The sequence below is a fragment of the Candidatus Poribacteria bacterium genome (genome assembly GCA_026706025.1).
GTDB lineage: Bacteria > Poribacteria > WGA-4E > WGA-4E > WGA-3G > WGA-3G.
The window spans coordinates 47,274-70,357 of record JAPOZO010000030.1; the positions used below are offsets into that span (position 1 = coordinate 47,274).

The window sequence follows — 23,084 nt, forward strand, 5'->3', positions numbered from 1 at the left end:
TCTCATGGAACTTACGTTTCAGGTGCCAGCCGGTGGGTGTCTCATTCTGCTCGGCAGAAACGGCGCAGGTAAAACGCTTCTGCTCAACATCTTGGCAACTTTAGTTGAGCCGACATCGGGTAGCGTTTCTATTGATGGTGTTGATGCGCTTGCAAATACAAAACAGGTCCGTCCGTTGATCGGATATATACCGGTAGCATTTCAAGGATACCCTGAGTTACCTGTCGTAGATTATCTCAATTTTTTCGCAGCTGCATACAAATTAGAGAAACGCGAACGTGCCTCAGCAATTGATGCTGTACTTGAATTAATGGACATCCAACACCTGCGCGACATCAAAATTGAGGTGCTGTCAACTGGGGAGCGGCAACGCCTCTTATTTGCCAAAACTTTTCTTCATGAACCGCAACTGTGGCTGCTCGACGAACCGCTCGCCCCTCTTGATCCCGGCGGACAGGTCGAGATGTTAGAATTGATCGGTGAACTCCAAGCGATGGGCAAGACCGTCGTAATTGCTACCAATCGTCTTGAAGATGTTCATCGGTTGTGCGATACGGGTTCACAAGACGGGACGTTTGTGGGAATACTGAAAGATGGACAATTTACTGCGTTCAAGAAATTTAACGAATTGCGCAATGAGAATGCTGAAGCCGATACCGCAGATTCCCTCTCATCAAATTGGTTTTACGAATTCTACTTGGAGGTTACAAAACCGTAATGTCAGATATAGGACAATTCTTTCAGGAAAACGGATACTATTTCGCCAAAGGGGTCTACGCCGCCGAAGAAATTCAGGCGATGGAAAGCGACTTTGATCGGGTCGTGGACCAGCTCCTCAAAAGCGATGAGAATGTCAACGCACGGTGGGGTGGCAGATTGATGGATGCCCTTGACGGTGGCGAATCTGTTATCATCCATACCCACAATATCCAGAGTTTCTCTGGGGTCTGGATGCAGGCGTTCTTGCAGGAGAAGTTTCTTGATGCCACAGAAGCCATCCTCGGACCGGATATTATGCTCCACCATTCCAAACTCTTCTGTAAGCCACCGGAAACAGGCGCGCCCTTCCCGATGCACCAAGATTGGCAATATTTTCCGTCTGTCAAAGACAGCATGATAGCCGCGATTATCTACGTCTCGGAGGCTACCGATGAAATGGGGTGTGTACGCGTCTATCCCGGTTCCCACAAGCAGCTCGGACGCACAGATGGCATGATGGGCAGTGGGAAAAACGCTGAAGTTACGGACCGATACCCGATTGAGAACGCAACCGTTTTGGAGGCGGAACCCGGAGACGTGCTTTTCTTTAGTTACTTCACGCTCCACGGTTCGATGCCGAACCATTCCAACAAAACCCGAAAAAGTGTACTCGTTCAGATGCTCGCTGGTGACGATGAAATTGAAGGTGAAAACCGACACACCAATGTCAAACTGGTGCTTCGTGGCTGGAACCATCTCGCAACCCGATCCTCTGTTGGAAGAATTATATAACAAAAGGAGAATTAATAAATGATTAGAGTGGGTAAGATTAGTATGGCGCATGTCCACGCTGGTGGCTACGCCCGAAGAATCCACGAAAACCCTGAAACTGAACTTGTCGCTGTCTGGGACGAAGAAGAATACGGCGGTAGAAGTGCAGCGGAACAATACGAGGTTCCATTCTACACCGATCTTGATGAGATGCTCAGCCGCGACGACATAGACGCAGTCGCTGTTGACGCAATCACATCCGACCATCCGCGGGTAATGATCGCCGCAGCTGAAGCCGGTAAACACATCTTCACCGAGAAAGCACTCGCGATTACCGTCGCGGAGTGCGATCCGATTATTGAAGCCGTTGAGAAAGCCGGTGTAAAGTTCATGATTTCGCTGCCTTCTCGCGCGAACCCCGAAATCCTGTTTGCGAAAAAGGCAATCGACGACGGACTCCTCGGTGACATCACATTCGGTAGAGGACGGATTGCACATTCCGCTGCACTGGACAGTTGGTTCAGCGGCACGAGCGCATGGTTCGCAGATCCAGTACGTGCCGGTGGCGGCGCACTTTTCGATTTAGGGTGTCACCGCGTTGATGTTATCCGATGGTTAATGGGTGAACCTAAGAGTGCTATCGCCAAAATTAACAACTTTACAGGCAATTTCCCGATCGACGACAACAGCGTTTCGGTTGTTGAATTCGCCAACAAAGCACTCGGTGTGATTGATGTTGCGTGGACGCACCGCTCCGGTCCAAATATGCTTGAGATTTACGGCACAGAAGGTTCGTTTGCTGCAGGGCACGGCGAAATGCATTTTGAAACCCGAAAACTCTCTGATGAAGAAAAGGCAGAATACATCGCCAACGCACCAGCTGCACCTCCCGAACCGATGCAACAGTGGATCAACGCGATCCTTCGCGACGAACCGATGACGATTACGATCCAAGATGGACGTAACCTCACGGAGTTAATGCAGGCATTCTACATCTCCTCTGAACAGGGAGAGTCAGTCGATTTCCCACTCTAAATAGCCATTAGCCATCGGCTTTCAGCAGGACGTGTGGCTGTTGCTATCGTTTTGGCCGCCACGAACGGTTCTTACTGACAGCCGATGGCTGACCGCTGATGGCCAAAATTGAGGTGCATTATGCAAGACTACCAACCTATTTCACTTTCTGCTTTGTGCAATGTCGGTACAGAGATTATCGGCGAGAACGCAACGCCAAGTGTCGGGGCACAGACATTCCACGGGCTTCCTTTTGAAATTGCTGAAGGGGCAACCTGTTTCTTAGGATTCGGCGAAGGTGTTAACACCGACCCCATTCAAGTCTCTGTCAGTGCAAGTCCGAAGCGGGTGATTTTTGTGCATCGGCTGCTTGAGTCGCGCATCCCTGAAGGCGAACCGATCGGTAGGCTCATTGCCAATTATGTTTTCCATTATACCGATGGTGAAACCGAGAGTGTACCGATTCGCGAACGCTTTGAGATTGGCAGTGTGCCACAGGGATGGGGACAACAGACGTTCCTTGCGATACCTGACCGGCAGGAAAGTTTGGCATCTCGGCACGAGGGACCTTGGGGATCCGCGGGCAACCGGCAAACCGAGGTGAGCCAAGGAACACCGCGCGACTACTATCTGTGGATCTGGAAGAATCCGAGGGACGGCGTTGAGGTCGCCTCAATTGAAATCCAACCGCAGGAACGGCGTTTTATTATTGCGGCAATCACGCTCGGTTCTCTCGACGAAGACCCGATACCGCGTCGTCCCCGCCGCGAAGTCAAGATCACGCTTCCTCAGTCTGATGATGCCGACAAACCGTTTGATATGGAAGTCAATGTTGACCGGGGCGTTGCGACTTATCCGTATCCGTTACCGGAGAACGCCCCGGATGCCTTTATCAACGATGATTTCAAAGGCTGGGGCGAATCCCAAAACAACAAAAGCAGCCCTGCCTATGTTGAAGTGTCCGCGACTCCCTCCGCCAGTGTTGAAGTTAAGAACCAAGGTGAGACACTCGGCACGGTCAATTGGGGAGAAGTAGAAGAAAAGGGTGTCGTTCAACCCAACGAACGCGTCAAGGTAGAGGTTATCGACTCTGGCAGGAACTGGGTGCATACCACCGTGATTGATGAAGACACAGGCGAACCCGTGCCGTGTCGCGTCCACTTCCGTTCCCCACACGGCGTGCCTTACGCACCACATGGACACCACGCACACGTCAACTCAAACATGGGCACATGGCACGTCGATGTTGGCGGTGATGTACGACTCGGACAGATTAGCTACGCCTACATTGACGGCACGTGTCAAGGATGGCTGCCTCGCGGAGACGTTATTGTTGATGTCGCCCGCGGTTTTGAATACACGCCTTTGCGAACCACCGTCAACATAAAACCGGGGCAACGTGAGTTGACGCTCCGCTTAAAGCGGTGGTGCAATATGAACGCCGAACGCTATTTCAGCGGCGATACACACGTCCATTTTCTTTCTACGCAGGGCGCGCATACCGAAGCGCAAGGCGAAGACCTCGGCGTTGTGAATCTTCTCCTCTCGCAATGGGGGCATCTCTTCACGAATACAGAGGAATTTATCGGAAGACCTACGACCTCCGCCGATGGACGAAGCATTGTCTATGCGACGCAGGAAAACCGTCAGCACCTTCTCGGGCATCTCACGCTCCTCGGTTTAAAAGAACAGGTCGCACCGTGGTGTTCAGATGGTCCCGGAGAAGCCGAACTCGGTGGGAACATGGAAGTCACACTCTCGCACTGGGCGGATGCATGTCACGCGCAGGGTGGCACCGTCGTCTTACCGCACATTCCGAACCCAAATTGCGAACCAGCAACACTCATCGCTACTGGACGTGTAGATGCCGTCGAATACCTCACCAATGCCATGTATGGGCACCTTGAGTACTATCGTTATCTCAACTGTGGGTATAAACTGCCGCTCGTCGGTGGCACGGATAAAATGAGTAGCGATGTCCCGGTAGGTGTTTATCGCACCTACGTTCACATCCCTGACAACGAAGAATTCAATTACGATAACTGGTGCAAATACATGAGTGCCGGAAACACTTTCCTCAGCGGCGGTCCCATGATACGGCTTACTGTTGATGGACAACCCATCGGTAGCACGATTAACCTACCCGGTAACGGCGGCACTGTGGAAGTGGAAGCCGCCGCGGATTCTATCTTCCCGATCCATACCTTGCAGATTATTCAGGCAGGGCAGGTCGTCGCTTCCACTGAGGAGAAAGATGGCAAAGCGCATCTACGCCTGAAAGCGAATCTGAAAGTGGACAAACACTCCTGGATTGCGGCGCGATGCGGTGGACCTAACTACGCCCAAGCGGTTCCACACCACGACGGATGGGGACGCGGTATCATTGCGCATACCTCGCCGGTCTATATTGCTGTTGGCGGTGAATGGTGGATGTTTGACCCAGAAACAGCAAACTATATGCTGACCTTGATTGAAGGTGGATTGTCCTATATTCAGCAGACAGCACGCCATCATGAACACGGCACTGTGACACACCACCACGGCGAGGATGACCATCTGGAATTCCTCTCTCGTCCGTTCCAAGAGGCACGAGAGGCAATCCACCGCCGGATGCATCACTTGGGTATCCCGCATTAGTTAACCGAATTTGCGAAATAGGCGTTTTAGACGGATGTATGAGAAAAGTCTACACTTCAACTAATCCGCGATCATCCGCGATTCAAAAGTAATATGATGAAAAACCGCTTCTACCCAATCTTAATAACCCTGTTTATGACACTTTCCTTCACAAATATCGGTTGTGTCCAGGATTCGCCGCAATGGCCTTTACCTGAAGGGGCTAAAGCACGACTCGGGAAAGGAAGCACACATGAGATTAAGTATTCACCAGATGGTGCCACGCTGGCAGTAGCGAGTAGTATCGGAATTTGGCTCTACGATGCCGAGAGTGGTGAAGAGGTGTCGCTGCTGACAGGGCATACGAATAAGGTCAGTAGCATGGCGTTTAGCCCCGATGGACAGACAATCGCAAGCATAGGGGATTGGGATGACGACACGATCCGTCTGTGGGATGTTGACATAGAGCAACAACTGAAAACACTCACTGGGCATACGGGTGATGTCAATAGCATATCGTTTAGCCCCGATGGACAGACAATCGCAAGCGCGAGTGAGGACGGTACCATCCGTCTGTGGGATGTTACTACAGGGCGGAACCTGAAAACAACACTCATCTGGCATGCAGATAGGGTCAGGAGCGTGTCGTTTAGTCCTGATGGACAGACAATCGCAAGCATAGGGGATTGGGATGACGACACGATCCATCTGTGGGACGTTGACATAGAGCAGCAACTGAAAACACTCACTGGGCATACAAGTGCGGTCAATAGCGTATCGTTTAGCCCCGACGGACAAACGATCGCAAGCGCGAGTGAGGACGACACGATCCGTCTGTGGGATGTTGGCACAGGGCAGCAACTGAAAACACTCATTGGGCATACGGATAGGGTCAGGAGCGTGATGTTTAGCCCCGACGGACAAATGATCGCAAGCGCGAATGAGGACGATATCATCCGTCTGTGGGACGTTGATACCGGTGGAGAGATAAAAACTCTTATAGGGTATACGAGTGATGTTGAGAGCGTAGCGTTCAGTCCTGATGGCAAGATGATCGCATCAGTGTATAAGTCTGATATCGTGCGGCTGTGGCATTTTGACGCGGCTTATTCGCAAATACCATTTTCACAATATTCTCTTCTTGACGACCTATTGCCTTTTGAGCCTACCGTTAGTTTGTGGGACGTTGTTACTGGTAGAGAGATATTGACACTCACTGGACATGCGGGCCGAGGTGAAGTCTTGAGCGTGTCGTTTAGCCCTGATGGAAATACGCTCGCAGGCGGGAGTTCGGAAGGTACGATCCGTTTGTGGGACGTTGACACGGGGCAGCAACTGAAAACACTCACTGGGCATACGGATGATGTCAATAGTGTATCCTTTAGCCCCGATGGAAACACACTCGCCTCGGTGAGTGATGACGACACTATTCGTTTATGGGACGCTGCCACTGGCAGAGAGATACTGATACTCACTGGGCATACGGATGATATCAATAGCGTATCCTTTAGTCCCGATGGAAATACGCTCGCATCAGGGAGTAGGGACGGAACCGTGCTGCTGTGGGAACTCGCGCCGACACTCGTGGAGTAGGAGAAAAGACTGGTTCCAAGGTTGACATTAGAGTATTAACCTGTCAGGATATATGAATCTCGGAGCCGTGCGGCGTATTCGGATGGCAAGAACGCAGTGGGTGAACCTATCGCCAGTGGTATCTACTTCTATACCCTCACGGCAGGTGATTTCACGGCTACCGGCAAAGTGTTGATACAGAGGTGGATTTATGCGGTGGGCATTCTGTCCGCCGCATAAATCCTATTTTCTACCAGTTCTGTGTTGGTATTACCTGACACCCTTCAAGACAGGGTTATTTAGTTTTAAATAAATTATCGGATTCTCTAAATTTTTGATTTTTCTTTTTCAAGCCCGGTTCGGTTAGGAAACCGAACCTACCGGGCCTGGGTGTCCAAAATTGGACTCAAAAACAGAAAACTAAATCGTCCTGACCTTCAAGATGATACCGTTTGCTATCTAAATTCTGTGTATGGTATAATAACTGAGGTTTCGTGGTCCTTGTATGCTCGACGTGTGGCAGTGAAAACCACGTTTCGGTGTCATTGATAGATTACACAAGCGGACGAATTGAGACCTATACGGAGGAATTTGATATGGGTACCCCTACTAAAAAGTTGAAGAAAGAGGAAGTTGAAGCAAAACAGCCCCTTGAGGAGCGCGCGTCTGCGCGCGGCTTGGAAGGTGCTTATGATGATGACGAACCCGAATATACACTCGATATGCTCATCGCAGTAAATCCTGACTATAAAGGCTCTCCCGAGAAGTGTAACGCCACATCACACCTCCCCGCGCGTGGTTTGGAAGGTGCTTATGATGATGACGAACCCGAATATACACTCGATATGATCGCTGCACTAAACCCTGACTATGAAGGCACTGATAAGAAATGTGCTTCCGAGAAACGCGAGTGTACAACAGAAAGGAAACCTAATGAAGGAGCGTGATGTAATTGTTGTCTATTTAAAGGATACCGAGGGCCAGCTAAAGCTGAGACCAGCGGTTTGCCTACGACAGTTGCCACACAATTATCACGCTTTCATTGCTTGTGGCCTAACGACGAGATTACAATATTGTGTTGAAGGTTTCGACGAAATTGTCACGCCTCAAGACGATAATCTCGAGAGGCTTAGGGAAACCTCCCTAATTCGACTTGGCTTTCTAAGTCAAATACAGATGGATGAGATCGTAGGACACATCGGCTCTATTTCGGAGGAACGGCACAAACGGCTGTTGAAAAAATTGAGCGATTATCTCGAAGAAGTGAGCGAATGATGGATAGCCTGGTAGACTTGGATTATGACCTTGTTCTTAACCGTGCTGATTGAAACATAGGAGACCAACATGCCAAAAGAATTAGTAGCTATCGCCCCTCGGCAACCCGTCTTGAGGGAGTACGAGGATGGTCCCGTCCCCGCGGATAGCGTCCGCGTTCAAGTCGAATTCGGCGCACCCAAACGCGGCACCGAACTGACAGCATACTACGGATACAACAGCGCAAATTTTCCGATGGGACTGGGGAATATGTGCGTCGGAAAAATTATTGAAATCGGGGACGAGGTTGAAGGTTTTGAGATTGGGGAACGCATCACCAGCCACGGGCACCTCAAAGAAACGCATACCTGGCGCGCAGGTAGCGTCCTCAAGATGCCCGACCACATGACATGGAAAGAGGCGGTCTGCTATGATCCATTACACTTTGCCATGTCTGCGATTCGTGATGGAAAAGTCCGCGTTGGTGAGCGGGTCGCTGTTTTTGGATTGGGTGCCATTGGATTGATGACGGTGCAGATGGCACGGGTCGCAGGGGCTGATTTCGTCGCTGCTGTGGACCCGCTCGAAAGACGGCGGAGAGTCGCCGAAAAGACCGGCGCGGAACTTGTTATTGATCCCACTGCCTCCAATACTGGCGAAGTGCTCAAAGAAGCGACGGGTGGGCTTGGCGTTGATGTGGCTGTAGAAACCAGTGCAGTCTACCCAGCACTTGATGACGCGCTCCGCAGCGTCACTTTTGAAGGAACAATCGTCTACGCTGGACGCGCAAAAGAATGCACAGGTGGACTCGACCTCGGTGCTGTCGCGCACGTTAACATTCCGAATATCATCTTTGCGCGTGCTAACAGCGACCCGAACCGCGATCATCCACGTTGGAATTTCAGACGTATTGTTGATACTTGCTGGAAATGGCTTGAAGAAGGGCGATTTGACTGTGAAGGTGTCGTTGACCCGGTCGTACCGTTTGAAGATTCCGTTGAAGCATACATAGAGATGGACAATCACCCCGAACGGAGTGTCAAATTGGGAGTGTCCTTTGGGTAGATATACGGAAGCAGCCTGTCCGTTGATGGGCTACTGATATGCAATCAAAAAAATGCCAAGTACCATCACGACAGCTGCGATCAAGCGGCGTTTTGTATACGCCTCTTTCAAGGCGTACCCACCGAGCAAGACAACGAAGATGACAGAACACTGCCGAACCGCGGTCACATAACTAACCTTTTCTGTCATCAAAACGTAGAGGATGAGCGAATAGGAGGTCAATGAAAGTCCAACAACAACAAGACTCCGCTTCCATTCTGTTCGTCCAATCTCTGCAATCTGCTGGTGTGGAAACCGGGCGAGGCAGGACAGACCGTAAAAGACTTGCGAGATACTGTTCTCCATTAAATAGTAGGTCACGGCTCGCCACAAAGGAACATCCGTAGAATAGCGATGAAATTCGGACATCCCCTGCTTGTCTATCAGTGAATATCCAATGACGCTTGCCAGGGTTGCATAAGCCCAGAGCGCATCCGGTTCGCGAAGGAAGCGAAGGAACGTTTTGAATTGGATACGTGCTTCGCGTTGTTGACAGAGTACTATGGATGCCATCACACATAGGATACCTATCAAGCCTTGTGCGGAAATGCGTTCGTTGAGAAAAATAAAGGCAAATAGTGGTAAGAATGCTGGTGCAGCGCGCGTAATCGGATAAACAAACGAAATCTCGCCAACTGTATAGGCATGCGTCAAAAACAGACGGTAGAACAGATGAACCAGTGCGGAACCAGCAATATAGACCCATACGGATTTGGGAATTACCGGTTGCTTGATACCAAAGGCAACGAGTGCTATCGCTACGGTGTAAAACCCACACCAAAAAAAGAGGATGCGTGTGTCTCTGCTGGATTTGCTATAGAAATTCCATAAAGCGTGGCAAAATGCTGACAACAGAATTAAAGCAATTGAAGTAAATGCCATGGGACCTTTCGTTATTTGTAGATACAGGGTCTGTATCTGTTCGTTAATAACTGTCAGCCACCGGTAATCAGTTAAGAGGAGTTCGTTTAGTATTAATCTCTTGAAACTGACTGCTGAAAGGATTTTTGAAAAAATCCGCCCTGACTGCTGACTACTATTTCAGGAGGTAATTATGTTCAAAAAATGGAAAAAATACCAGCCTTTTATTCTGTTTGGGCTTGTCTTTGGCGTACTTGCCCTCACAGCAACCGTTACCCTCACACAAGAATCGTGGTTCCCTTCCGAATGGGGGGCGGATGATCGGCGCGGTGCCGTCAACCGTCTAACACCAGAGAAAGTATTGGAAGCAGCGAGTCTGATTAAAACCGGTGAAGTCTTTCAACTCGGTAGAGTTTATGAGAGTGGTATTCCTGTCTTTGGGACGCGGCACTATAGTTTACGAATTCCGGCGATGTCAGGACCTCTCGGTGAAAACAAAACAACGTGGTTCGAGGAAATCTTCAGCGGCGAAATCGGTCAGATCGGCACCCAATTCGATGGTCTCGGGCACATCGGGATCGGCGACCTCTACTACAACGGGTTAGACCAGCACGATTTCGCCAAAGCCGAAGGACTCACGGAACTCGGTGTTGAGAATGTGGGCCCCATTGTAACGCGAGGTGTGCTAATTGATGTCGCTGGCTATAAAGGCGTTGAAGTCCTCGGCGATAGTTATGAGATTACACGCGCCGACCTGGAGGGTGCCCTGAAGAAGCAGGGGGTCGAGATTACCCCCGGCGATGTCGTTATCATCCACACCGGTTGGGGTAAATTCTGGATGATAGATAATGATCGTTACGGCACCACAGAACCCGGCATTGGCTTGGAAGCAGGGCAATACCTCGTTGATCAGAAAATTGTGATGCTGTGTGCCGATAATTGGGGCATCGAGGTCGTCCCGAACCCTGATGAAACGCTTGCGTTTCCGGTGCATCAACTGTTTATTGTCAAACACGGTATTTACAATCTTGAAAATATCATCACAGAGGAGTTAGCGGCGGCGAAGGTTTACGAGTTCGCCTTCAGTTTCGCACCGCTGCGTCTCAAAGGCGCGACGGGTTCCCCCGGCAATCCGATCGCCATTCGATAGTTTCTTATAGTGGGACAGCAGTGCTGCTGTCCCATAATCCCTTCTTTTTTCTATCTGCGTCTGCACAAATCCGTGCAGCTATCTTCCCGTTTGCCCCGTTTCGTGCAGTCTGTACACACGCCAAACCCACTAAATCCGCTATATCTCCGGTTCTTTCCCTTATTTTATATTGGCACAGAAATTGCTACCTATTTGACAACATAACTTTAGGGGAGATTTTCCATGAAACTGCTACGTGTTTTCTTTTTCTACTGCTTAAGTTTAGGATTACTGTGTTCTGTTTCTGCGAAACCGCTCACGACTGAGAAAATTGTATTTTCGTCAAATCGAAATGGCAACTTTGAAATTTATATGATGAATCCCGATGGCAGTCAACAGGTTAGATTAACTAAGCATCGCGCGAACGATTTAGATCCGGTCTTTTCACCGACAGGAGAAGAGATCCTCTTTGTTTCCGAGCGAAGCGGAGAGCGTGATCTTTATATTATGCGTGCTGATGGACTCGGTGAGCGACCCGTGTTTCGCACGGCACCTGCATACAGAGATGACCCCGCCTGGTCCCCTGATGGGAAAAAAATTGCTTACATGCAACTTGACCATGAGGCTAAACAGACAAGCGTCTATACTGCCAGAGCAGATGGAACGTCGGTAACCCGCGTTGTTGAAATGGAAAAAGCGAACGGCGAAGAGCCCGTTTGGTCCCCAGATGGAACAGAAATCGCGTTTGTTGTGGTAGATGAGATCCGTTGGGCGAGTCGTCAAATACGATTTATTAACCTAAAAACCCGCAAACAACGGACATTCCTGCCGGAGGATACTCCGAGAATGCGGCAACCCGCGTGGTCACCTGCTAATAACAAAATCGCCTTTGTTTGGATTAGACCAGAACATCGTCAACAGTCCATATTTATTGCCAACCGAGATGGCAGTGGACTTCAACAGATTGTTGACGTGCTGGCACTCTCACCCGCTTGGTCGCCGTCTAGTGATGAACTGGTCTATTCACAAGCGACCGGAAACGGGACGCAAATCTTCAAAATCAATTTGGTGACGCATGGTGTCACACAACTTACGCATGATGGCAGCAATTATGCCGGCGATTGGTTTGACCCATCTGCTTTACCCGTTTCACCACAACCCCAGTTGTTCACAACCACATGGGGTGAAATCAAAACTGAATGATTATGTATGCCAAAAATGCTAAATCCATCTATTCTATCAATATCGCGTAAGTCCTATTGGCATAGAAATCGCTATTTATCTGATAAAGTTAACAGGGAGGTGTTCATTGTGATGACCCGAATTTTCCAGCAGACCTTTTTAAAAATAAGCAGGTTTGCGTTAACTTTACATTTCACGTTTATTGCGAGCATTTTACTGATAGGGTGTACAGCACCGGCGCATTTGAGGCATGGGGCACATCCTTCTACTTCAGAACTCTCGCCAGATGAGAAAATGCAGCAAACTATAGCCAGATGGAAAGGTATACACATCTCAAAGGCTGTTCAGAAATGGGGATCACCGGATGAGGTTAACGGTGACGGGACAGGATCGCACATCTATATCTGGCAGGTGCCCGTGCAGACATTCCTTGCCCCACAGCGTCACCGAATCCTTTCCAAGCGATACCCCAACGGCTTAAACGGAGTATCAGGAACAATTTTACAGACAGATTACACCTACGAACTCACATTTTATGCGCGTCCAGACGGTATAATTTCCAAAACACTCATCAAGAAGAATTATGACCCCGCGAGTGAACTCAAGTGGAAGTAGGGGCAAATTTCCTTTAAAAGTAGGATAGGAGTTTTGAAATGAACAGATTCACATTCGCTTTATATTTTTTGTTTATCGCAGGCTTCTTGGCTGCCGGGTGTACGGCATCGAAGCATTTGATGAATGCCCCCGAACCTTCACGAGAGCAGAAAGAAATACAACGGAAAGAAGTACAGCGAATCTTGGAAGTGTGGCACGGAAGGCGCATTTCAACAGCGATTCAAAAATGGGGGACACCTCATGGAATCAGTAACACTGACACAGGTTCAAAAATTTACATCTGGCAGAAACCCTCGTTGACTTTTCTACAGCAAGCACATCGCGAGATCATTTCCGATAGACAGCCAGTGAACCTCGGACGCCGGGTAACACAGACACCCGATACAACAATTAAAATGTATCAACTTATGTTTTATACGGACCCAAAGGGTGTAATTTACAAAATTTCGGCGAAAAGAGATTTGAACCCCAGTGCCGGTTCTCGGAGTTCCCATTTTTCTCAAGAGAAGCCGGGGGGCACAAAATAATACGATGAAACTACCGACGATCTCCATCGCATCCCATCGCGTCACGCGCCTCATTATCGGTGGCAATCCGTATAGTGGCATCTCGCACCGCTCTGCCGCGGCATCCAAAGCCATGATAGATTACTATACGACGCACCAAATTATCGCAGACCTTCGGCAAGCGGAGGAGAACGGCATTAATACTGTCCTCGCGCGTGCCGATAGGCATATCATGCGTGTCCTCAACGAATACTGGAACACAGGTGGTACAATCCAGTGGATTGCCCAGACTCCGAAGGATACAGAATACGCCGATCTCGACGAATACCTACAGATTATCGCACGTTATAAACCAATTGCTATCTACCATCACGGTGGCACGACCGATAAATTGTCCGCAGAGGGACGACTCGGTTCATTACGCGAAGGTCTCAAATACATCCGCGATCTCGGTTGTGCTGTCGGACTCGGTACGCATGATCCGCAAGTCCTCAAGTATTGCTACACTGAAGGATATGATGTTGACTTTTATGTCTGTGCGTTGTATAATCATACAAGACATAGAGAACTCTATCTACCGGATGATCGGTACGCGGCATTTGCCGCTATAAAGGCGATACCGCTACCGATAATCGCTATAAAGGTATTAGCCGCTGGCAGGAACAAACCGCGTGAGGCATTTCAACTCGCGATCGAAAATATTAAACCGACAGACGCAATGGCAGTCGGAATGTACACGCAATTTCAGCCCGACCAGATCCACCAGAATGCAATAACTGTTGCTGAACTCATTGAAGAAGTAGACAATGAAACGAATTGTAGAACCGGAAGTTATGGACACAGCGGAAGCCGCCGAGGCATACGATGCGATGGGGCACGGGGAGGTTGACCAAGCCTTTGTTAACCGCGTTGTCGCACTCGGTGCCAGCACTGGACATTTTCTTGATGTCGGCACCGGTCCCGCCCAGATACCCATCCTCCTCGCGCAATGCTGTCCCAATATCCACATCACCGCCATCGACCTATCCGAAGAGATGCTAAAAATAGCCAAACGCCACGTCGCAGATGCCGGTCTCACCGATAGGATAACCCTTGAACTCGTCGATGCCAAAACCTTACCCTATCCCGACAATACCTTTGACGGACTCATCTCCAACAGCATCGTGCATCACATCCACGACGCGATGAAAGCACTCCAAGAGATGGGCAGAGTTGCGCGGCCCAAAGGGGTTGTTCTCATCCGCGACCTCATCCGCCCTGAAACACCCGCAGATGCACAAACCTTTGTGGATCTATATGCCGCAGATGACACCCCATATCAACAGAAGTTGTACTATGACTCCTTCCGCGCCGCCTTCACCACTGCCGAAGTCGATGAAATGCTGACCCAGATAGACATGCCGGATGCGGTTGTCGTTCAAAGCACCGATAGGCATTGGTCGATTGAGCGTGTTGGATGATTGTCTGAATCAGGATTTACAAGATGATAGGATTTATAGGATAACCCAACTTGCTACCTAACGCGTTTTATACATTTGATGAAACCGTTTTGGTCGGTTCTCCACTCCAGCGGAGTGATATATCTATAACCCAAGTCGCTACCAACAGGTTTTACACACTTCAGAAAGGGTTTTTCGTCTTTTTCCCCACCCCAGAGGGGTGATATATCTATAGAAAATGGTATATTTACGCGATTGCACTCCAGCGGAGTGCTATGTGGATAAAAAGGTGGCAACTTGCGTTAGGATAACGGAAGTTCGCGCGGTTGGGCACTCCCTATGTAATGACAGGTTCATATTCAATCACTAATGAAATCTCCAGTTTGCCATTCGATGCGTTCGTCTGCCGTTTCTTCATAATGAGTTTTCATTTCTTCCGCCTGTTGTGCCAGAACTTGGCGACGTTCGTCTACCGAAAGACGCATGAACGCCGCTTGAGGTGACTGTAGGTCCCCTACTGCTAACTCAGCCAACAAGCAGTACGCTAACGGTAACTCCGTTTCTGGGATTTTTGTGACTAACTGCTGGACCTCAGCGTATGTGATTGTTTTCATTTTCTTTTCTTGTCATAATTGTGATAAAGTACACAACACGTTACAACGCAACATTTTCAACTCCGATCGCCCGTAGGTGAAAAATTTTATCCTTTCGTTAGTTTTTGTATAAGTTCAACAAACTATTCAATTACCCACTAAACTGCATTCTCCAAGGATTACATAAAAAAAACTTTTACCTGTATTTGTATAAGTGCCTTTGCGCAATCCTCCAAACTTTACGTCCCGCAAATCTCCGGAGAAATTGGGATCCTGTTTTATCACATACCCCCGTATTTTTACAAAATCACCCACCTTGAGATTATTCAGTGGATCCACCGCTGGCCTAAGGAGGAATTTACAAAGGACCTCAGCAGAAGGATTGTTGTTGTTACCCGAATAAAGTTTCGATTCATCAACATGCAACCAAATAGAATGATTGAATTGGTTAACGTAGTTATCCGATTCTTCTTTACGGTGTTGTTTTATAGTTCCTGTTACTATGAAGGAACGTCCACTATAGAGAGAGCCTGCATAGGTTTCGTCGGCGTGACTTGCATCCCTCATATAATGAGACATCAATTCTGTAGCACTCACGGATCGCTCTACAAAACGCTTCTGTTTCTGTGATTCACAACCCTGTAGCATACCTATTTCCAACACCAATAGAACAAATACCATAATTTTACTAAAAAATTTCATCGGAAACATACCTCCATTGGTTAGTAAACTACCTTTTTAACACCAAAAAGGCACTGACAATAGAAGGTTGACAGAAAATAATGATGCTATAGCAGATCGAGAACCCTCTAATCGGGCACCATTGCAGTTTATTATGAAAATCATATCATATTATGTCGAAACTATCAAGAACCGAATCGGGCAGAGCTATTTATAGTGAATTTTAAAAATAAAGAGACACTTTCATTCCCCGGTAGGTTCGGTTTCCTAACCGAACCGGTGCGGAGTGTCCTATTAATTCTAAACTTTACTATAATTTTCGGTTTCCTTCCTTGTCCGGAGCGGACGAAATGCCTTGACATTCACCTTGGAGTGTGTTAATATGTGATTATTGAATTTGGAGCAAAGGATGTGAGAGAAGAATGAACGATGGGTTTGACGATGAACAGGACTCATCGCAATCACCGAGTGAAATAGAGGGTCGTGTACCGGAATTAAACGCTCGACAGCGTGAAATTTACCAAAATCTGAAATCTATTGGTCCTGAAATAGCAGCCTATTATCTGGATGGAATCCGAATTCTACAACGCGAAGACTTAGAAACAGCAGCAAGTCTTTTAGCACATGTTGCTCGGGAAATTGACGGTGGTTTAAGAGATATTTTATCCAGTGACGAAGTCAAGAGACATATACAAAGCCAACTCACAGAAGCAGTCTTAGCTAATTTAGGAGATTATAGCCAATTAAGGAACCGTAAAGGTCATATTGCCTCAATTTTGGCAGCACTCGGTATTGATGATGCCCTTGCCTTTCTTTCTTCCGATGATGTCCGTGTAAATTTTGTTATTAGATGGATAAATGTTTCTATTCAATTTCATAGGTTCGCCCATCGCCACGGGGCTTGGAGGGTTCCTCGAGCTAGAGAAGAATTTGAAGTTCTCTGGTATGAATTTGAGGGTATATTGTCGAATTTGGTAGGTAGCTTTCTTGACCTTCTCAGCCGACTGGATCGTATTCTTGCCTATAAGGAACCGACAAGCGAAATAAGAAGTACTCTTCCCAATCTATTGGGATCTGAGGAGAGACGTGCATACTTTTTTAGTAAACTTGAATCTCCAACTTGGTTGGAACCCTTAAAAGAGGATGGATGGTTCGATCCTGATTGGAATCCTATGCCTCAAGAATCTCCAGATCAGCCCGGGTATTATTACAGTTCCCGTTGGCATGCCCTGGAGTATGTGGTGAAGATTGCTACTCATCCAGAGTGTCCCGTTGATATCCTTGTGGATATTGTCAATGCGATTACAGACGAAAGCAGAGAGCGGATTGATAATGGCCGGACAGACTTAGATACTATCAAAATTATTGGCACACTTCCTATAGACCAAATGGAACCTCGGTATATTACTTTTATGGCAGCTGCATTGAAATCCACCCAGAAATACGGACTGATGGAGCAGGAAATAGGTCAAACGATTCTGCCTAAACTTCTTGACGGTGGTAAGCGGAAACTAACCCTTGCCCTTCTCTCTATAATACTTGAAGTCGAATCCGTTAATGGCCGAATCCGACCAATAATGAATGAACATTGGCTTGAGGAGGCACTCAAGAAAAATTGGGAAACTATTGCGAGTGTGTGTGACGTTGAGGCAGCACAGATTACACTTGCACAAATCCGAGCACTTGAGGCTGAAGATTCCTCCGTGTGTCGCTTTATACACCCTGTTGAGAACGATCTTTCGCATCTTTCGCGTGCAGATTACGCCAAACTTATCGTAAATTTTACCAGCAGTATCTTTCAATCTGCTGAACCTGTGAGTATTACAGAAACAATTCAAGGTTTGCTACAAGAATCCAGCGTTATTATTAAACGGATTGCAGTCAGGGCGATTACCGACCATTACAGCGATTTGAAACACCTATTTTGGAAGTGGGAAGGCAATCCGCTTGATGCTATTGAGTTGGAACCCGAAATATCCCAATTAATTCAAGCCAATAGCCACACATTTAATGAAGACGAAATGGAGCAGATACTACAATGGATAGAATCAACCTAGTACTAACATCTATCGAAAATGATGAAAGGCGCGCGAAATCAATAGCATATAGGAGGCGAGAATGGCTTTCTAAACTCTTGAAAACCGGCAATAAAAAAATTATTGATGCTTACGAAAAATATGATCGTCTTTGCGCAGAAGATACTGAAAGTTCTGGGATTATGCCTAAGTCAGGAGCAGTCGCTCCGGTGAGACCATTGACGATCAGAGAACTCGCTAAGATGTCAAATGCTCAAATTGCCGATTATTTAAACAATTACCAAGAGACAGAAATTATAGGTATGCCTTTTCTTGCAGGACGCGGCCTCGCAGATACACTTGCAGAGTATGTGGAAGAAAAACCACAACGCTTTACGGGTGATCTACTGCCTTTCCAAAGTGTTCGGAATTTATACCAATCTTCTCTACTGCGGGGTTTCCTGAATGCATGGAAGGATAAGAAAACATTTGACTGGGCTGCACTGCTTGGATTTATACGTTCCATTCTCGTATCAGAACACTTTTGGAATGAGCAATACGAGGATGGTTTCAATTACAGGAATTGGGTGCTTTCCGGTGCAGCAGATTTGATAGCAGAAGGCACAAGAGATGATACACACGCGTTTGAGGCAAAACTCTTGCCTTTTGCTGAAGAGATCCTCTTGATTCTCGTAGATAAGGCACAACAAAGTGTTTCAAATCTTGATAATCTACCCACTGATGTTTTGAATTCAGACAGGGGTAGAGTGTTTTCAGCAATGGTAGGTTACGCCTGGCGATTCGCTCGTACCAACGAGTCTGAGTACACAGATTGCCGATGGTCCTACGCCATCAGGGCAGATTTCACCAAAAGATTAGATCGAAGTATTGAACCCTCGCTTGAATTCTCTTATACACTTGGGTTTCATCTATCGTATCTGTCGGATCTCGATGAGGAGTGGGTTCGCCTTAACATAAATCGCATTTTCCCACAGCGTAATGAAGACCATTGGCAAGCCGCTTTTTCCGGGTACCTGTTATACCCAAGGGTCCGAGAGGAGTTTTATTTTCTGCTCAAAGCACATGGACACTATCAGAAGGCATTAAGCACCCACTTTGATGATACAGCCGTACTGGATGGACTCGTCAGACACATCTGTACGGGGTGGATAGAGAACAGTGAAACCTTAGATGACAAAACCAGTCTCATTTATCAGTTGATACACAGTGGCAACCCAAATCTTCTTGCAGGTATGGTCTACTTTTTCTCCGGACGCGCTGATAACCCATCTGACAAGGTGAAGCTAAAGGTTATGCCTGCGTGGCGTGCTTTGTTTCAAGTTATTTCCAAAAACACCACTGTAGCTACATATCAGGAAGCGTCATGTCCTCTATTAGGATGGCTGGGCCTGGTTGACACCATAGATATGGAAGTGTTGGGTTGGGTAAAAGGTTCAATAGAGAATATTGACAAAGTTCCAGGGTATTATATGGTATTATCACGCTTTATCAAAGCCTTACGGAAACATGCTCTGAAAACGCCACGATCAGTAGGAGAAATCTATCTGGCAATCCCTCAGCGTGTCATACGGCATTTGGAAACGGAAGAAGACGAAATTAATGAAACTGTTCGGATTCTGTACAATGCGGGGCATAAGGATATTGCTAACCAGATTTGCAACCAATTCGTAGAAGCAGGTGTTGACTTCTTAAGGTCTGTTTATGGGAAATATCAGACTTAGCCACTCCCTTAAGTAGAAGAAATTTTCTATTTCAGATAGGAAATTCTATTCTACTCCACTAAAGACAGAGGACGACATTTATGAAGCAGTTTAATGACATTTCCTTAATTTTACTCCTGATTTTTACAATCCCTCTACTTTGCTACAGCTGCAGTGAACAGGTAAACGCTGCTAACAGAGCCATCATTGCCGAATTTGAGTGGCGAGGGAAACAACAAATCACTTTTGAGGAAATGATGAAAGAAATTAGTATGCTTCCTAAATATAAGCAACGTCAATATCAGGATAAAAGGGGACTTGAGAGCTATATCCAACTCATGGCAGAGAGCCGCTTAATCCTCTGTCTTGCCAAAGACCGAAAACTAAACGAAGATCCGGCAATTCTCAAGAAAATCAGAGACCACTTTTCAGGTTTTCCTGACACACCAGAATACCGTAAGAAACGGGAAGACTACGTCCATCAACTTATGGTTGAAAAAATGGTCGAAATGGAAGTTGATGGAAAAATAAGATATACTGATGAAGATCTTAAGTCGTATTATGAAAGGCATAAGAACTATTACATTAGCGAAGCAAAAGTTCGCGCAACGTGTATTACGCTTGATAATGAAGACTTTGCTAACGAGGTTCTAGATATGATTAAAACTGGCAAAGATATCGTGGAGATAGCAGAGGAACTCGCGGAAGCAGGCAGATTAGCAGATGGACCGGGGACTAATCGAGATGATCCCGGTAATACCTACTCCTTTTCTAGGAATGCTTCACCGCGTTGGTCAGAGTTCATCAATGCTGTTTTTGATATGGATGTTGGTGAGATGACTGATGTTGTCTTTGAAACCGAGGTTGACCAGGGAACCTACTACCTTATTTTTCGGAAAGAGGAGTATCAACCTGCCCGGAATCAAACGTTTAGCGAGGTCAAAAGGGACATTGAGCAAGTAGTTGTGCAGGATAAGAAGCGTACACGTATCAATAAATGGATAACAGAACTATATAAGAAAGGAAAGCTCAAAATCTATCCAGAGAACATACCTGAACCGTCTCATATGGTTGAGTTTACTATACAAACTCCCCAGCAAATCGCCAAAAAATCTTTAGCCTCCACAGTTCTTGTCGTTATGGAAGATGTTAACGGTCAACCTATCAGTTCGGGGAGTGGCTTCTTCGTCGGTCGCGGTATGATTGCAACTAACCTGCATGTTGTTGAAGGAGTTTTCAATGGTTATGTCAAGCAGGTTGGCATGAATAAGACATACCGTATAAGAAGCATTGTCGCTATGAATGCACAACAGGATTTAGCAATTCTCAAAGTCTCAGATATTGGGGCACCTATTCTTCCACTTGGCAACAGTGATGAACTACAAATTGGTGAGCCAGTTTACGCCGTGGGCAATCCAAAGGGTTATTTGGAAGGCACCTTCACGGAGGGTGTTGTAAGCGGCGTGCGAGAATTTCAGGTTGATAGCAAACGTATCCAGATTAGTGCACCGGTTTCTGAAGGTAGCAGCGGCGGTCCCGTGCTAAATAGCAGGGGTGAAGTTATCGGTGTGGCAGTGTCGAAACTCACCGAGGGACAAAATCTCAACTTTGCAATACCAGCAAACTACCTCAAGGAATTGCTCTCCAAGGCGGGTGTGGGAAAATAGAATTTTGCAGTGAAATTCTATCTATAATTCCGAAAACCTGTTTGTCAATCCTGTTCATCTTAAAATCCTCTAAATCCTGATTCAGATAATATTTTTTTCTACACTTCCTTTCCAAAAATATGTTATAATAGTGACAAATCCCCAAGATACAGATCCAAAATTTCGCGCTTACATAGGAGAACCTATAATGCTCAAAATTACCTTTGTTTTGTCGCTATGTGCGCTCCTGATCATTCCCTGCCTCAGTATCGCTAACGTTGCAGAAGACGGACTCGTCGCCTACTGGCCCTTTGATGAAGGCGATGGTAAAAAAGCCGAAGATGTCACTGGCAATGGACATGACGGAGAATTTAACGGAAATCCCAAGTGGATTGATGGAAAATTCGGTACCGGACTCGAATTTGACGGTGAGGAGGACCACGTCGTTGTCGCGGATGATGCCGCTTTAGCAATTGAAGAAAATATTACCCTCATGGCGTGGTTCAGCCCAAATGATGTACTCACCAGACGACGCTTGATGGTCAAAAACGACTCTATCTTCGTTATCTTTGACTTCGGCAACGTAGATAGTATTGATTTCCTCGTCAAACCGAACAACACTTTTGCTGAATCAACAACAACCGATTGGAAAGTCGGCGAATGGTATCACTTCGCTGGAACATTCGATGGAAAAACAATGAAGGTCTACGTGAACGGTAAACTCGAAGGCGACGCTGACAACGGTGTGCCGATCGCACCTTCCGCATTAGAACTCTGGATCGGTGGTGACGATTTCGGCCGACCAACAGATTTTTTCCCCGGTAAAATTGATGAAGTCCGACTCTATGAGAAAACCTTGAGTGAAGCCGACATCCAAAAGGTCATGGAGACACCTCAAGATGTGGAGGCACGTGGGAAACTCACCACAACGTGGGGAAAATTGAAGGTAGGACTTTAAAAAATGTCCGCCGTTCAAATCGTTTGGTAGGAAAACAGAGCCTCACGGAGCCACTTATGTCAACGCTTACAGCACAAACCTATCTGACACCTGAGGAGTACCTCACTTGGGAACGCAAGCAGCCCTTTAAGAACGAATACCACAACGGACAGATCATTGCGATGTCCGGCGCAAGCCGCTGGCACAATCGTATCACAGTAGATACAACAGTTCAGCTTAGCAATCAATTGATGGAGAGCGAGTGTGAAGTCTTCGCTGGCGAGATGCGCGTACGGACGAGTCCCACTGTCTCTTACTACTATCCAGATGTTATCGTTGTCTGTGGTGAGCCCCGTTTTGAGGATGACACTTTTGACACGCTCCTTAACCCGATAGTTGTTATAGAAGTGCTGTCACCCTCAACCGCAGCGTTTGACCGTGGTGAAAAATTTGAGCACTATAAGCAGCTGGCATCCTTACAGGAATACATCCTTATTTCCCAAGACAGTGTGCGCGTTGAGCACTACCAGTGCGAAGGGTCGCAATGGACCCATAACAGGTTTCAGCATCTTGAAGATACGCTATCACTCGCCTCAATTGAATGTGAGGTGCCCTTGCGTGCCATCTACAGACGTGTCGTGTTCAATACATCATAAAAATTGTCAGTTCGCTTCGCTTTCAGTTAAGAGGGTCTCTGTAGCGGCTACGGCAAACAGGACTGCCACAAGA

22 protein-coding genes are annotated in these 23,084 nt (G+C 47.2%); 19 read left to right on the top strand and 3 right to left on the bottom strand.

Translation table 11 applies throughout. From position 1 onward, the window contains the following. Positions 1-4 precede the first annotated feature (4 nt). The 8 genes from OXH00_06515 (at position 5) to OXH00_06550 (ending at position 8,991) form a co-directional block, all read left to right on the top strand. Positions 5-718 carry an ABC transporter ATP-binding protein gene (locus OXH00_06515; GenBank protein ID MCY3740653.1) on the top strand — a complete coding sequence of 238 codons (714 nt, stop codon included), beginning with the start codon at positions 5-7 and terminating at the stop codon, positions 716-718. Beyond that, a complete protein-coding gene (locus OXH00_06520; protein ID MCY3740654.1) occupies positions 718-1,491 on the top strand; it encodes a phytanoyl-CoA dioxygenase family protein in 774 nt (257 codons plus the stop codon). Before OXH00_06515 ends, OXH00_06520 begins: the two co-directional genes overlap by 1 nt. Positions 1,492-1,509: 18 nt before the next feature. Continuing rightward, the gene (locus OXH00_06525) at positions 1,510-2,505 is read left to right on the top strand and encodes a Gfo/Idh/MocA family oxidoreductase (protein ID MCY3740655.1); all 996 of its coding nucleotides are present in this window, start codon (positions 1,510-1,512) and stop codon (positions 2,503-2,505) included. Between the two features lie 120 nt (positions 2,506-2,625). Further along, positions 2,626-5,121 carry a CehA/McbA family metallohydrolase gene (locus tag OXH00_06530; GenBank protein MCY3740656.1) on the top strand — a complete coding sequence of 832 codons (2,496 nt, stop codon included), beginning with the start codon at positions 2,626-2,628 and terminating at the stop codon, positions 5,119-5,121. Between the two features lie 93 nt (positions 5,122-5,214). Next, positions 5,215-6,693 carry a WD40 repeat domain-containing protein gene (locus OXH00_06535; protein ID MCY3740657.1) on the top strand — a complete coding sequence of 493 codons (1,479 nt, stop codon included), beginning with the start codon at positions 5,215-5,217 and terminating at the stop codon, positions 6,691-6,693. Positions 6,694-7,268: 575 nt separating this feature from the next. After that, positions 7,269-7,619 (top strand): hypothetical protein, encoded by a 351-nt coding sequence (locus OXH00_06540; protein ID MCY3740658.1) that lies wholly within the window; start codon positions 7,269-7,271, stop codon positions 7,617-7,619. Then, positions 7,606-7,947, top strand: coding sequence for a type II toxin-antitoxin system PemK/MazF family toxin (locus OXH00_06545; GenBank protein MCY3740659.1), 342 nt, complete (start codon positions 7,606-7,608; stop codon positions 7,945-7,947). Before OXH00_06540 ends, OXH00_06545 begins: the two co-directional genes overlap by 14 nt. A gap of 69 nt (positions 7,948-8,016) precedes the next feature. After that, positions 8,017-8,991 (top strand): zinc-binding alcohol dehydrogenase, encoded by a 975-nt coding sequence (locus OXH00_06550; GenBank protein MCY3740660.1) that lies wholly within the window; start codon positions 8,017-8,019, stop codon positions 8,989-8,991. A 30-nt stretch (positions 8,992-9,021) separates the two neighbouring features. Here OXH00_06550 and OXH00_06555 read toward each other — a convergent pair whose 3' ends face one another. Further along, entirely contained in the window at positions 9,022-9,912 is an 891-nt protein-coding gene (locus OXH00_06555) for an EamA family transporter (GenBank protein MCY3740661.1), read from the bottom strand. Between the two features lie 172 nt (positions 9,913-10,084). Here OXH00_06555 and OXH00_06560 point away from each other — a divergent pair, with 172 nt between their 5' ends. From OXH00_06560 to OXH00_06585, 6 genes are all read left to right on the top strand, one after another. Then, complete coding sequence (locus OXH00_06560) at positions 10,085-11,041, top strand: cyclase family protein (protein MCY3740662.1); 957 nt, start codon at positions 10,085-10,087, stop codon at positions 11,039-11,041. A 222-nt stretch (positions 11,042-11,263) separates the two neighbouring features. Then, the gene (locus tag OXH00_06565) at positions 11,264-12,223 is read left to right on the top strand and encodes a hypothetical protein (GenBank protein MCY3740663.1); all 960 of its coding nucleotides are present in this window, start codon (positions 11,264-11,266) and stop codon (positions 12,221-12,223) included. A 273-nt stretch (positions 12,224-12,496) separates the two neighbouring features. Further along, entirely contained in the window at positions 12,497-12,817 is a 321-nt protein-coding gene (locus tag OXH00_06570) for a hypothetical protein (GenBank protein ID MCY3740664.1), read from the top strand. 38 nt (positions 12,818-12,855) lie between these two features. Further along, on the top strand, positions 12,856-13,344 hold the full coding sequence (locus OXH00_06575) for a hypothetical protein (GenBank protein ID MCY3740665.1): 489 nt from the start codon (positions 12,856-12,858) through the stop codon (positions 13,342-13,344). 4 nt (positions 13,345-13,348) lie between these two features. Continuing rightward, positions 13,349-14,212, top strand: coding sequence for a hypothetical protein (locus OXH00_06580; GenBank protein MCY3740666.1), 864 nt, complete (start codon positions 13,349-13,351; stop codon positions 14,210-14,212). Then, a complete protein-coding gene (locus OXH00_06585; protein MCY3740667.1) occupies positions 14,130-14,783 on the top strand; it encodes a methyltransferase domain-containing protein in 654 nt (217 codons plus the stop codon). The genes OXH00_06580 and OXH00_06585 overlap by 83 nt, the downstream gene beginning before the upstream one ends. A gap of 338 nt (positions 14,784-15,121) precedes the next feature. Here OXH00_06585 and OXH00_06590 read toward each other — a convergent pair whose 3' ends face one another. Next, positions 15,122-15,376: a hypothetical protein gene (locus OXH00_06590; GenBank protein MCY3740668.1), complete on the bottom strand. Its 255-nt coding sequence runs from the start codon at positions 15,374-15,376 to the stop codon at positions 15,122-15,124. Positions 15,377-15,502: 126 nt separating this feature from the next. After that, positions 15,503-16,057, bottom strand: coding sequence for a hypothetical protein (locus OXH00_06595; protein MCY3740669.1), 555 nt, complete (start codon positions 16,055-16,057; stop codon positions 15,503-15,505). A 401-nt stretch (positions 16,058-16,458) separates the two neighbouring features. On the opposite strand from OXH00_06595, the gene OXH00_06600 reads away from it, so the two are divergent. The 5 genes from OXH00_06600 (at position 16,459) to OXH00_06620 (ending at position 23,011) form a co-directional block, all read left to right on the top strand. Beyond that, positions 16,459-18,093: a hypothetical protein gene (locus OXH00_06600; protein ID MCY3740670.1), complete on the top strand. Its 1,635-nt coding sequence runs from the start codon at positions 16,459-16,461 to the stop codon at positions 18,091-18,093. Next, positions 18,075-19,793 (top strand): hypothetical protein, encoded by a 1,719-nt coding sequence (locus OXH00_06605; protein ID MCY3740671.1) that lies wholly within the window; start codon positions 18,075-18,077, stop codon positions 19,791-19,793. The genes OXH00_06600 and OXH00_06605 overlap by 19 nt, the downstream gene beginning before the upstream one ends. Before the next feature lie 80 nt (positions 19,794-19,873). Further along, on the top strand, positions 19,874-21,439 hold the full coding sequence (locus OXH00_06610) for a trypsin-like peptidase domain-containing protein (GenBank protein ID MCY3740672.1): 1,566 nt from the start codon (positions 19,874-19,876) through the stop codon (positions 21,437-21,439). 187 nt (positions 21,440-21,626) lie between these two features. Continuing rightward, positions 21,627-22,376, top strand: coding sequence for a LamG domain-containing protein (locus OXH00_06615; protein ID MCY3740673.1), 750 nt, complete (start codon positions 21,627-21,629; stop codon positions 22,374-22,376). Between the two features lie 56 nt (positions 22,377-22,432). Beyond that, the gene (locus tag OXH00_06620; protein MCY3740674.1) at positions 22,433-23,011 is read left to right on the top strand and encodes a Uma2 family endonuclease; all 579 of its coding nucleotides are present in this window, start codon (positions 22,433-22,435) and stop codon (positions 23,009-23,011) included. The last annotated feature ends 73 nt before the right edge of the window (positions 23,012-23,084 follow it).